A 12,441-nucleotide genomic window follows, 5' to 3' on the forward strand; every position below is an offset into this window, starting at 1 on the left:
TTCCAGGGTCGCCCACCAATCTTCTTGAACAGTGACTTAGATGCGAAGTGCGATCTTGGCCGCACTGCGCAGGACGCAAGGCAAGTACCTGCGCGGGGGCTTGATCTACAGACTGGCACATGCAACCGTGCGTCGTGGTGTTCACAGTCTTTATTCATCCTGCGTTAATGTAACGCCAGAGATCGAATGTCTTTTGTTTCTCTTCTCAATTTCTCCACAATTTTTACATATTAAGAGGCATAATAAACGCGAGGGGTTTGTATGTCGGACCGTCCAGCAACTTTTGAGCGTTATCTTATCCTCGATTCCGGGTCTGTGAAAAAATATGCCTTTCTGATCGCGGCCGGGATTCTTGCAGCATGTGGTTCCGGTTCGACGGATCAAGATCAGCAGGTAAACCAATTCGATCAATTGAACGCAGCCGCAAATTCGCTCATCGCAGATAATCTACCACTTGTTTACACAGATCTGGCAAGCGACATACCGTCAGGCACTGTTGGATATGCCGGATATCTGGTGGCCTATTTCGAAAATACCAACGACGACATCACCGATGCAATGGCAGGCCGGATGGAACTTGATGTGTCTTTTGACGCGCCTGAAATGGTTTCAGGCCGGGCGCTCGGTATTTACGACGAAGAAGGAAGGCGACTTACCGGCACCATTGACCTTACAGGAGGTGTATTGGACCGTGGAGGAAATCCTGAAACCGATGCGACGTTCACCTTTGATGGAAACGGCGCGCTGGTCGACGCCAACAACTCTCGTCTGTCCATGACAATGCTGTTTGAGGGCGATTTCTTGAACGCGGGCGCCACTGGCCTTGGGGGTAACATCTTGGGAACATTGACCGAAAATGGTGTCGGCCAGACTCTGGAAGGCCTGTTTATCATGGAGATAGACAGCCCAAGCTAAAGCTCTTTCTTGCGTCATTCCAATAGAGAGTTAAGCCACGCAATGCGCAGATTGCGACAGGACACAAATTTTCCCACACGCAAAGCAAAGCGATGGCGTCGCATAGCTATGAAGCGCCGCTTGATTTGGCATGACATTCGGCAACATCTGGAACTTCAACACAAGGATCTTGCCTATAATGAAAATCAGCGACACCAAGGCCAACAACTTGGTCCAGAGCAACGTAACAAGCCCAATTCCAAGAAACATCAGCGCAAACCAGTACATCATATCGACATTTTGTCCGTAGCCGGATGGCTGGAGCAAAACAATCACCAGTGATGTATCGCTTAAAGTGCGTCCTGCTGCTCCAGTCAGACCAACAGAAAACAGTACAAGCCCTGCTATCGTAGCGGCAAAGTCGGACGCTAAGCCAATCGCTTTATAACTGTACATGTACTCGTCCCGAAGTTGGATTTCAGGATAGCACGAATTTGCGGAAAATGATAATACTTTGACAGAAGGCCGCAGCCTGCCTCAAAAAAGAATTAGCTGAGGACCACGCTTTTGGCCTTACTGTTCAAATTTCTACAGGCGTTTTCAGTTGTAGCCAGCCGTCTTTTCGCGCGACGCTCACCTGCCGGACCAGCGCCGACGAAAGCGACGACCAGAAGTGCAATCAATACCAACTCAAACATTTTACTTTTTCCTACTCTTCATCATCTCGTGGTCGTCCCCGTCTCAATCTGCCAAAGCCGCTTTCTTCTCAAGGGGAATAAAGTCGAAACTTTATCACCTTTCGGGTAGGTGCGGTTCTTTTGTAATGCATCTGCTACAGGCGAAATGTGGTATCAGTTTGCCGATAGCAGGGCATTTAGGGACGTGACGCCGCGTCACCAAATTTTTAACACACCGCGCCCAAGGTCACGTCCGAAAAACATTTTTTGTCCAATACAAGCGCAAAACCGCTCTTCCCACATCTTGGTGAGGGCGAAAAAGAAAGGGTCTGCTCAAAGATTCATCCGATCGCGGATAGAGACTGTGCGCTATTTTGCATGGTTGGCTGGTTGCGAGGCACAATCTGCGTGACATGCCGCCACAACAGACCAGAAGCGCTGCGATAGCCTTGCCCCTTGACTTGAAACATCCTGCATCACGCAGCGCGATCGACCGTCCGAGAAAGGCCGCGATGCGTGATCCTAGGTCAGACCCAAACGCACTAAAGAATAAAGTCTCCGATGTCGCGCACTTCCAGATCGCCCAAAAGCTCTGGAATGGTCAGATCGCCCAGAATGCTCAGTTGATGCCCTTCAAGAAAATCGATGACGACTGCGCCGTCCAGTTGGATCGCGTTCTGGGCAAGCCAGAGGTCAATATCCACGTCCCCGACAAGTGACTGTGCCAGAATGATCGTGTCGACCCCGGGTCTGAAATCATGGATACGGTCGTGGCCGGAGGTGAACACAAAGGTGTCAAAGCCACCGCCACCCCAGAGTTCGTCATCACCCGCGTCGCCAGACAGCAGATCGTTGCCCGCGTTGCCACGCAGGGTATCATTTCCATCACCACCAAAGAGAAAATCGCCATTGTTGCCACCCAAGGCGCCAAATCCGGGCGTGACCTGTCCACCGGGGAAAAGGCCCGCGCGCCCCGAACCACCGCTTATTGTGTCGTCGCCGGCACCGCCCACGATGATATCGGCCTGTCCGCTCCCCGCGAAGAAATCAGCGCCCGCGCCACCCTGCGTGGTCTCAAGACCGCGATCAAAAATCACGCTCTCTCCTAAAAATACCTCGGCAGATTGGGCGAAGTGATAGTTCTGACTGTCAGACTTATCCAAGGTGATGACGGCGATTTCAAAATCCTGATCAAAGTGAATTGAGATCCTGCCGTCCAGAACATCCAACTGGCTCGTGGTCAGTCTTGATGCGCCACTCAGCGCGCCGTCCAAGATATCGAGGTTGGTCACATTGACAGACTGCAGGTCATCCAGAATGCCAAGTGCGACATCGAGTTCAAATTCTTGGCCCCCAAGGCGGCCGACCGAGTAGAAGACCGTATAATGCGAGTCATCCTCGAAAATATAGCTTGTGTAGCCGTCAACAGCAGAGCCACCGGTCCCGAGAAAACGGCTTTCCATGACGTGGCCGCTCAGGAGTTGGAGAATGGCCCCAGCCGGGGAAATAAAGTCGGACAAGCGGTCCGATATCACCGTTGTCGGCATATTCTCATAATACCGAAAAGAGGCGGTCACACCCCATACGGCGGCCGCATCAACGCCTTGTTGCATAAAGTAAGAGAAGATTTCCAGCGTGTTTGCTGCGGCGACCAGTTCATAAGGTGTCGCACTGCCGTTCGAAGTATCCGTGCTCCAGGCCGATATGTAATATCTGATATCCCGGCGATCGACACCCAATGTATCGAACGCATTCAACCAGTGATCAAGAATGTGTTTACGTTCCCAGATTGGCGCGTCCGGGTCTTTAACAACATTTCCGGTGAACCCCAGAAGGTGGTGACGAAGGTCATCAACATGGGCCAGAGACTCGCCCAGAATATTGATGATCATGTCGTCTATTGCGGTTTCCCGCGCCACATATGACAGGTCTGGTCCGGGCACGAAGGAGAGCGTATCCAACCCTGCGACCATGGTATCGGGATCGGCAAAGAAGGGCTGAAAATACCCGTCCTCCAACAAATTGTTAAATTCGTAGCTGCCCCGCCCCATTTGAACCGATATCTCGTAGCCGATGTCGCTCTCGGCCATCTGAACAGTAATCTCGTCGATCATCGCCTTCGCGATGACAGCATATTCGATGGGGTTGTCGTATGCCTCGTTGCCGATCTCGAGGGTAATCGTATCGGGGTAGACCCCGCCATTGAACGCCCCGTTCTTCAGGCGTTCGAGAAAGACGCGCACGTCCGAGACCGCAGCTTCGATCGCTTGTTCGCGAACCAAGGGATTGCTCAGATCGGATTCGTGGAAATATCTGTGAACAGGGATGACCAAGGCCAGGCTTACACCCCGCTCTACAGCACAAGCCAAGGCCTGACTAAAGGTGACGACATCATCACGGTCAGGAAAATTCAGTTCATCATACTCCAAAGCCAACGGGCTCATCAGTTCGGGATGCGTCAGATCAAAGGCAAGATTTGACCTGTCACCGAGAAGCGTCTGGAGCGAAATTTCGGTTCCACCAAGGCGAATACGGCCATCCTCAACCAAACCCTCTTCGGAAACCGTCCCACCGGGAAATCGGATATTTGTCAGGCCCAGCGCATCGATGTCCGCCTCGAAATGGTCATATCCGAAGTTGTTGATCCCGATCGCGCCGAACAGATCAGGATTCATTACTCCGATCTCATTCGCCTGTGTCGTAACCACAAGTGGTCCAGTCGACGCTCGTCCCATCTCGCTTACCCAATCTCTTCAAGATAAACTGGCAGTATCGTCGTTCACGCTTAGGCTGAATCTTGACTGAGCACTCAACGCGAAGCAACGATTCTTAGAAAAGTTGCTCTAGAATAGCGTCAAACGCGGTCTGACATCTTTGACCAAGATCAATAAGTCTTTGTTCACAAGGGACTACAATCCGGACATGAGCTGTCTGAAGAACACCAGCTCAGAGTCAGATGGAGCGTATCATGGCATTCCCGCAATCAAATTCCCGGTTGAGAATTTCGCAAGGTGCAGCGACGCTCTCGGGCATTATCTTGTTCGGGGTAGGCTTGGTTGGTGTGCTTGGGATAAAGATAGAAATCCTCTACCGGATGTCACGCCTGACCCACCCCACCGCATGGGGTTCGGAGTTTGACGGGTTATATTGGACAGCGCTTGCTGCGGTCGGCCTATGGCTGATTTCGCATCTAGGCACCAAGTGGGCTGCTGCGACTGCAATTTTTCTGGTTTGCATGAAGCTCGCTCTTGTCGGCTAGCTGATCGCACCTCGGGTCTGGTCCGATACGCCCCCTGCCTCATGCGGATCGCAGCAACCCTCTCGGCAGAAGTCAAAAAGCGGGCATGACGCAGGTGAGTGGCAAGGTAGGCTGTTTGGTGCAAAAGGTGCGGACCGGTCGTTCGCTGCAAAGTAAAACGAAACGCTGCGTCCGAGGCTCCCCCGAAGGAACCGCTTCAATTCCTCCAGATCGACTTGGTCACAAGCGTCATACACGTTCCGCTGTGCGCGTATCGTCATCATGCAAATATCGGCGCACGACAGCTCTAGTCTCAGGCTATGCCGCGCGATGTCCAAGGAAAGTGTATTTGGCCATCACTTTTGAAGAATGACCCAGCCTTGTGCCTTATTGCAGGCCAAGGCAAGGCGGCATTGATCAAGCCGTGCAGCGATGGGCCCAGGCGCCAACGGTCTAGATTTTGCACCACGCGGAAAGAGCCTCTGAGCAAAGGTCTTGGCCTTGTGGTTGCGCTGTTTACTTGGGTACGGCTAGACAGGGTCTGAACCAATGTGAATGGACAGTGCATGGCGCGACAAACCCGAAAGACTTTGCCGTTCAACATCATGATCGTGGGCCAGGGCGGGCGCTTGGAATACGAAGCCCTTTTGTTTGTCGCCTCGTTGCGTACCTATGCGCCGGACTTTGGCGGGCAGCTTTTCATTGCAGAGCCACAGCCCGGTCCGCTTTGGGATTTCGATCCGCGGATGTCCGAACCGGTCAAGGCACGGCTCCTCGAACTCGGCGCGCACATTGTCCCCTTTCAGTCAGCCCATTTCGGCCAGTCCTATCCGCAGGGCAACAAGATCGAGGGTCTACAGGTCTTGCCGGCAGGAGAGCCCTTTGTTTTTTTTGATACCGATACGCTGATCACGGGCGATATTTCCCAGATTGCATTTGATTTCACTCGCCCTGCGGCCTCGATGCGGCGCACCGCCACCTGGCCTGTGGAAGAGCTATACTGGCCCGGCTACACAGCAATCTGGACGTCACTTTACGATCGCTTCTCGCTTGATTTTGAAAGTTCGCTCGATCTGACACAGCCCGACGAGTATTGGGAACGCTACCTTTACTTCAACGCAGGCTGGTTTTTTGGCGCGGACCCTGCCGCCTTCGGGCAACGATTTACAGAATATGCCGTTTCTGTGCGGGACAATCCGCCAGCCGCGCTGGTCATCCAGCCGCTTGATCCTTGGCTTGATCAGGTAGTCCTGCCTTTGGTTATCCATAGTTTCGGCGGCGGGCGACCCGGGCCGGAATTGGCAGGGCTGGACGGCGCGATCAGCTATCATTACCGCGCGTTACCACTGCTTTATGCCACGGCCAGCGATGCACAGGTGGCGGTCCTGGAAGAAGTCACCGCCCCAAACAAGACCAAGAAACTGCTCAAGCATTATGAGCCTTTCAAGCGTCTGGTCTATCAAGGGCGCGGGCATAAACTGCGCGAGATGTTCGACAGGTCAAACCTGCCACGCCACGAAAAAGCCATCCGCAACAAGATCAAGTCGGCAGGCTTTTGGCTCCGCTAGGGGCGTTTGGCGACCATGTCAATTTCGACCAAAGCGCCCACAGCAAGACCCGTCACCCCCACACAGGTACGCGCAGGCAGCTTTCCTTCTGCAAAAAAGCTTTGATAGGTCTGGTTCATCTCTGCGTAGTCGCGTTCAAATTCCGTCAGATAGACCCGCGCCTGCGCCACATTCTCCAGCCCCAGCCCCATACCGGCCAGCACGATCTTGAGGTTCTCCATCACGCGCACGGTCTGTGCAGCAACGCCATCGGGCAGCGCACGCTCCGGTTCTCCGGGCCATGTCGGCATTTGCCCTGTCAGAAACACCCATCCGTCGATCTCGGAGGCATGTGAAAATGTCGCCACCGGCTGTGGAGCGGCATCGATCATGTGAAAGCTTGGCAGTGGCATAGGGTATCCTTTTCGTTGCGCCCAAAGTGATTGCCATGCAGGGCCGCGTCAATGCGCGGATTAACCTGTCAGGCGCCCGCAAAAATCCCGCTTTGGTCCGCAAAGCCTTTGACCTCGATCGGATTTCCCGACGGGTCCCGAAAGAACATCGTCCACTGCTCGCCCGGCTCGCCTTTGAAGCGGACCGAGGGGGCAATGATGAAATCTGTCTGGCGTTCTTCCAGCCTGCCCGCCAATGCGGTCCAGTCATCCAAAGGCAGCACAACCCCGAAATGCGGCATCGGCACCATGTGATCGCCGACTTTACCCGTGGGTTGATTGGCAAAAGGTTCGCCCAAATGCAGGCTGAGTTGATGGCCAAAGAAATCAAAATCGACCCATGTTTCGGTCGAACGCCCTTCCTGCGCACCCAAGGCACCGGAATAGAATTCTCTTGCCTCGTCCAAATCCGAAACATGGAATGCAAAATGAAAGGGGACGGGCATGATCTTTTCCTTTTTCACACAGGCCGTTGAGTGCTTTTCAAATTCCGCCTACACCTTGCGCCAACGAATTTCAAAGGGAGATGAGAAATGACCGACGGCCCAACCTATGGCTTTGACACCCTGCAAGTCCACGCAGGCGCACGCCCCGATCCGGCAACCGGCGCGCGGCAAGTTCCGATTTACCAGACAACGGCCTATGTGTTCCGCGATGCCGATCACGCCGCCGCTTTGTTCAACCTGCAAGAGGTCGGCTATATCTACTCACGCCTGACCAACCCGACAGTCGCCGCCCTGCAAGAGCGGATCGCCACTTTGGAAGGCGGCGTTGGCGGTGTGTGCTGTTCCTCCGGCCACGCAGCCCAGATCATGGCGCTTTTCCCGCTGATGCAGCCGGGCCGCAATATCGTGGCCTCCAGCCGGTTGTACGGCGGCACGGTCACCCAGTTCAGCCAGACCATCAAACGGTTCGGCTGGTCCGCAAAATTCGTTGATTTCGACGATCATGCGGCCGTTGCCGCCGCCATCGACGACGACACGCGCGCCGTGTTCTGCGAGGCGATTGCCAACCCCGGCGGTCACATCACCGACCTTGATGCGATCTCGGCGATCTCGGATGCAGCGGGCATCCCGCTCATCGTGGATAACACCTCGGCCACGCCGTACCTGTGCCGACCGATTGAACACGGGGCAACGCTGGTCGTGCATTCGACCACGAAGTACCTGACAGGCAACGGCACCGTCACCGGCGGCTGTGTTGTGGACAGTGGCAAATTTGACTGGACCGCGAACGACAAGTTCCCATCCCTGAGCGCGCCAGAGCCTGCCTATCACGGACTGAAGTTTGCAGAAACCTTCGGCCCGCTGGCCTTTACCTTCCACGGCATCGCCATCGGTCTGCGCGATCTGGGCATGACGATGAACCCGCAAGCCGCCCACTATACGCTGATGGGGATCGAGACACTTTCCTTGCGGATGGACCGCCACGTCGAGAACGCGATGAAGATCGCCAAATGGCTCGAGGATGATCCGCGCACGGAATACGTGACCTATGCGGGTCTGGAAAGCTCGCCCTATTCCAAGCTGGTGCCGAAAATCTGCCCAAAAGGCGCGGGAGCCTTGTTCACCGTGGCTGTGAAGGGCGGCTATGATGCTTGCGTGAAACTGGTCGATAGTCTGGAAATATTCAGCCATGTGGCTAACCTTGGCGACACGCGCAGCCTGATCATCCACTCCGCATCGACCACGCACAGGCAATTGACTGCGGCGCAGCAGGAAGCCGCAGGTGCAGGCCCCGGAATTGTGCGCCTTTCCATCGGGATCGAGGATGCAGACGATCTGATCGCGGACCTGGATCAGGCACTGGCCAAAGCCACCGCCTAAGAAAACGAAACCCGCCCCTGCCCTTGGCGTGGGCGGGTTTCTGCTGTAGGCTTCTGATGCGGGGGCAAACGCATTTTGCCAGTGACACCAACATGCTAGAGCGTGCAGATGACCACCAACTTTGCGCTATCGCTTTCATTTGAAGGCATCGAGCTTTTGCACAGGGTGCCGCGCGGGTGGCGCCGCGTCGGCAGAGCGGACGTCTCGAGCGAAACGCTGGATGCTGATCTTGCTGCTTTACGTGACAAAGCGATGGCTCTGGACCCCGATGGTCTGCGGACAAAACTGATTATTCCGCGCGACCAGATCAAATATACCGCCATCGACTCGACCCAAACCACACAAGACGATATCGACGCCGCCTTGGATGGCGCGACGCCTTACGCTCTGGACGAGCTTGCAATTGACTACGAGCGGTCTGGCGGACGCACGCATATCGCCGCCGTCGCGCGTGAGACACTCAGAGAGGCCGAAGTTTTCGCGTCAGGCCACGGCTTTCGCCCCGTTGCCTTTGTCGCTGTTGCGGAACCTTTCACCTTCCAGAAGGAAGTGTTCTTTGGGCCAACCTCGATGATGCAGGACATCTTGGGGGCAGGTGCCGAAGTCACCCGCGACCTCTTGCCGGTCATGGTCGTTGGCACGCGGTTGAAATCGCGCCTTTTGGTTTTTGATCTGCCCAAAGAGGTCGAAGAAGACATCTACAAGGACGATCTTGCCGCGTTGCTTTCAGGTCAGGCGGTGTCAGAAGCGGAACCGACCGCGCCGGAACCGACAGAGCAAATATCGCCCGCGACCGAAACGCAAATAACCATAGAAGAACCGGACGTAACGGCAAATGTCCTGCCCGAAAGTGATGAACCGGCAGCACCCGCTCAACCCATCTGGGTCGACCACGTGCCCGCTGAATACCACAAGCCATCCCCCCCCGAGGATGTCGCCGCTGTGGACATGTTGCCCGCATTCACGCTCATCCCCGCAAGCCCGAACTTTGCCCATCCTCCGCTGCTTGATGCCATAATCGCAGAGTTTCACCCAAGCCAGTTCCGCCCAACAAAGCCAAAATTGGTCGCGATGAAGCAGGCCGCCCCAAAGCTGGCGGCAAGTGCGCCCGCTGCCAATCGCGCCACTGCGCCAAAGGTGTCCGCCCCAAGCAAGACCCCCTTGATCGCTGCCGCCGTGGCCGGGGCTGCATTGATTATCGGCGCAGTCTTGTGGTCACAACAACAGTCGTCAGAGGTAGCATCCGCGCCAGACACTGCCGTTGCACCCCTCGCGGAACAAACCACACGCCCCCTCGAGATCACTCAGGCCGCACCAGAGCCATTGGAGGCTGGTCCGGTCACGGCCTTGGTCGAGCTTGCGGATTTCGGTGCCGAGAACACAGATGGTGGAGCGCTGCCGGAATTGGCCACGGGCACGCCTGCCCCCACCCTTCTGCCAGCACAAACACTCGCCACCGCCCCGGCGGATAGTCCTCCCGGTGCGATGCAGGCCCCGCCAGCCCCTGAAACAATGCAGGCCGGTGCCGATGACACTGCTGTCCGCGGCACCGTCCTTAGCCCTGCTGACGCAGAGCGGATTTATGAAGCAACGGGCGTTTGGCAGCGCGCGCCGCGTTTCTTTTATGTCCCGCCGTCAGAGACGGCTGCGCCGGCCTTGGACTTGCCTGAACCCAGTCCCGCCCCCGATCGGATCGCGCAACCCGATCCGCTCTTGCGCGAGGGGCTGGACACCGATCTGAGCTTTATCGCGCCCACAGATCCCCCCGCGCCCGAGGTGACCTTTGCCATCGACCAGAACGGGTTCATCCAAGCCACCCCCGAAGGAACGCTGACGCCGGAAGGCGCTTTGGTGTTTGCGGGCTTGCCTGATCTTGCCATCACCCCACGCCCCGAACTTTCGCAAGAAGATCTGGACCGCATGGCGCTTCTCGCGCCGCCGCCCGAGGGTGTCGTCATTATCGCCGGGCGGCCTGCGGTCGTGCCACCACTGCGCCCCGCAGACGCGCAGCTGCCCCAGACTGCGCTGGCGGCCCCCGTCGAAGAGGCGCCCGCAGACGAACGCACACCCGGCAGCGTTGGTTTGGCCGCGCTAGAGCCGCGCGATGATGATTCAACTGCGCCCGCACCCTCTGGAGACCTTGTCGCGGCAGCCGCTTTGCGCCCTGTGCTGCGCCCGCAAAGCCTTGCCCCGGTTATTGATCCCGGCACGCCCGACATCACCGACATTATCGCGGGGATCGAAACAGATGACGCGACCTTGCGCTTTGAAAACAGCACCGCACTTGCGATCGCGCTCTCGCCGCGCCCCGATCCGCGCCCTGCCGGTTTTCGCAATACCGTTGCCGCCGCGTTGGCGCAGCCTGAAGTCCCGCAAGCTGCGCCGCCGGCCGCACCTGCGCCCGTCATCGCCGCCGCGCCTGTGCCACAGCAAGACTTTGCCCCTGTGCCCGGCGGTGTGGCACGGGCAGCGACCCAAGAGGATGCCATTCGCTTGCGCGATATCAACCTGATCGGTGTTTATGGCCGCCCGAACGCCCGCCGTGCGCTGGTGCGGCTCGGCAATGGCCGCTATGTCCGGGTCGAAGTCGGCAGCGCCCTTGATGGGGGTCAGGTCACCGCCATCGGCGACACCGCATTGAACTATGTCAAGCGCGGACGCACCTATGCGATCGAATTGCCTGCGGGCTAACTTGCCTTGAGCACGCCGCGATCAATCTGATCGGCCTCGATACTCTCGAACAAAGCCTTGAAGTTGCCCTCGCCGAAACCGTCGTCACCCTTGCGCTGGATGAACTCGAAAAAGATCGGACCGATCACAGTCTTGCTGAAGATCTGCAACAGGATGCGGGTTTCACCGCCGTCAACCACGCCTTCCCCGTCGATCAGGATGCCGTGCTTCATCATCCGGTCTTTGGGCTCGTCGTGGCCCACGACGCGGGAATAGCTGAGGTCATAGTAGGTTTCGGGCGGCTTGGGCATGAATTTGATACCCCGCGCCGCAATCTCGTCAGTTGCCGCATAAAGATCACGTGCGCCGACGGCGATATGCTGGATACCTTCACCGTTGTAGCGCTTGAGGTATTCCACGATCTGCCCCGTTTCGCCCCGATCCTCGTTGATCGGTATCCGGATGCGTCCGCAAGGCGAGGTCAGCGCGCGCGAGAAAAGCCCCGTGAACTTGCCTTCGATGTCGAAGAAACGGATTTCGTGGAAATTGAACAGATCGCGATAGAAGGCGAACCATTTGTCCATATTCCCTTTGTGCACATTGTGGGTCAGGTGATCGAGATAGAAGAACCCCACGCCCACAGGATGGGCATCCGACACCCAGTTGAATTCGGCATTGTAGGGGTTTGCGTCGTAATACTGGTCGATAAAGTAAATCAGGCTCCCGCCGATCCCGACGATCGCGGGCACCTCCATTGTCTTGCCCTTGCCCTCGTAGGCAGTCGCGCCTTTCGCAACGGCATGGTCAAAGGCGCGTTGCGCGTCGACAACCCGCCACCCCATCGAAGGGGCGCAAGGGCCGTGGGTGTCCACAAAGTCGCGCCCGTGACTGTTTGGTTCATTGTTGATGACATAGGTGATGTCGCCCTGCTGCCAAAGTTCGATATCCTTGGTCTTGTGGGTCGCCGTCTGCGTATAGCCCATCTTGATAAAAAGGTCGCGCAGGGTCTGCGGCTCTGGATGCGCGAATTCGACAAAGGCAAAGCCGTCGGTTCCGGCCGGATTGTCAGCGCTGATCGTGGCTTGCGGGGCGTCGTGCGGGAAAGGTCCCATGAGCGATCTCCTTCTTTTTGTCAGT

At 56.7% G+C, this 12,441-nt stretch carries 10 protein-coding genes; 5 read left to right on the top strand and 5 right to left on the bottom strand.

What is annotated here, in order from left to right; all coding sequences use genetic code 11:
• Positions 1–261: 261 nt before the first annotated feature.
• Positions 262–915, top strand: a complete 654-nt coding sequence (locus NWQ23_RS02295; RefSeq protein WP_306164620.1) for a hypothetical protein — start codon at positions 262–264, stop codon at positions 913–915.
• 30 nt (positions 916–945) lie between these two features.
• Here the strand turns inward: NWQ23_RS02295 and NWQ23_RS02300 are convergent, their stop codons facing one another.
• Both NWQ23_RS02300 and NWQ23_RS02305 read right to left on the bottom strand, forming a co-directional pair.
• Positions 946–1,350, bottom strand: a complete 405-nt coding sequence (locus NWQ23_RS02300) for a hypothetical protein (protein ID WP_306164621.1) — start codon at positions 1,348–1,350, stop codon at positions 946–948.
• Between the two features lie 763 nt (positions 1,351–2,113).
• Positions 2,114–4,246, bottom strand: coding sequence for a calcium-binding protein (locus NWQ23_RS02305; protein ID WP_306164622.1), 2,133 nt, complete (start codon positions 4,244–4,246; stop codon positions 2,114–2,116).
• 293 nt (positions 4,247–4,539) lie between these two features.
• Here NWQ23_RS02305 and NWQ23_RS02310 point away from each other — a divergent pair, with 293 nt between their 5' ends.
• Together NWQ23_RS02310 and NWQ23_RS02315 are read left to right on the top strand one after the other, a co-directional pair.
• The gene (locus tag NWQ23_RS02310) at positions 4,540–4,830 is read left to right on the top strand and encodes a hypothetical protein (protein WP_306164623.1); all 291 of its coding nucleotides are present in this window, start codon (positions 4,540–4,542) and stop codon (positions 4,828–4,830) included.
• A gap of 545 nt (positions 4,831–5,375) precedes the next feature.
• Positions 5,376–6,377: a hypothetical protein gene (locus NWQ23_RS02315; RefSeq protein WP_306164624.1), complete on the top strand. Its 1,002-nt coding sequence runs from the start codon at positions 5,376–5,378 to the stop codon at positions 6,375–6,377.
• Here NWQ23_RS02315 and NWQ23_RS02320 read toward each other — a convergent pair.
• Positions 6,374–6,769 (bottom strand): RidA family protein, encoded by a 396-nt coding sequence (locus NWQ23_RS02320; RefSeq protein WP_306164625.1) that lies wholly within the window; start codon positions 6,767–6,769, stop codon positions 6,374–6,376. The genes NWQ23_RS02315 and NWQ23_RS02320 overlap by 4 nt on opposite strands.
• A gap of 68 nt (positions 6,770–6,837) precedes the next feature.
• Complete coding sequence (locus NWQ23_RS02325) at positions 6,838–7,254, bottom strand: VOC family protein (RefSeq protein WP_306164626.1); 417 nt, start codon at positions 7,252–7,254, stop codon at positions 6,838–6,840.
• An 87-nt stretch (positions 7,255–7,341) separates the two neighbouring features.
• On the opposite strand from NWQ23_RS02325, the gene NWQ23_RS02330 reads away from it, so the two are divergent.
• Positions 7,342–8,634: an O-acetylhomoserine aminocarboxypropyltransferase/cysteine synthase family protein gene (locus NWQ23_RS02330; RefSeq protein ID WP_306164627.1), complete on the top strand. Its 1,293-nt coding sequence runs from the start codon at positions 7,342–7,344 to the stop codon at positions 8,632–8,634.
• Positions 8,635–8,742: 108 nt separating this feature from the next.
• Positions 8,743–11,325: a hypothetical protein gene (locus NWQ23_RS02335; protein ID WP_306164628.1), complete on the top strand. Its 2,583-nt coding sequence runs from the start codon at positions 8,743–8,745 to the stop codon at positions 11,323–11,325.
• On the opposite strand, the gene hppD is transcribed toward NWQ23_RS02335, so the two are convergent.
• Positions 11,322–12,416, bottom strand: coding sequence for a 4-hydroxyphenylpyruvate dioxygenase (gene hppD, locus NWQ23_RS02340; protein ID WP_306164629.1), 1,095 nt, complete (start codon positions 12,414–12,416; stop codon positions 11,322–11,324). The two genes, NWQ23_RS02335 and hppD, sit on opposite strands and share 4 nt — an antisense overlap.
• Between the last annotated feature and the right edge of the window lie 25 nt (positions 12,417–12,441).

Origin of the sequence: Yoonia sp. (genome assembly GCF_030731595.1) — a bacterium.
In the GTDB taxonomy this organism is placed as follows: Bacteria; Pseudomonadota; Alphaproteobacteria; order Rhodobacterales; family Rhodobacteraceae; genus Yoonia.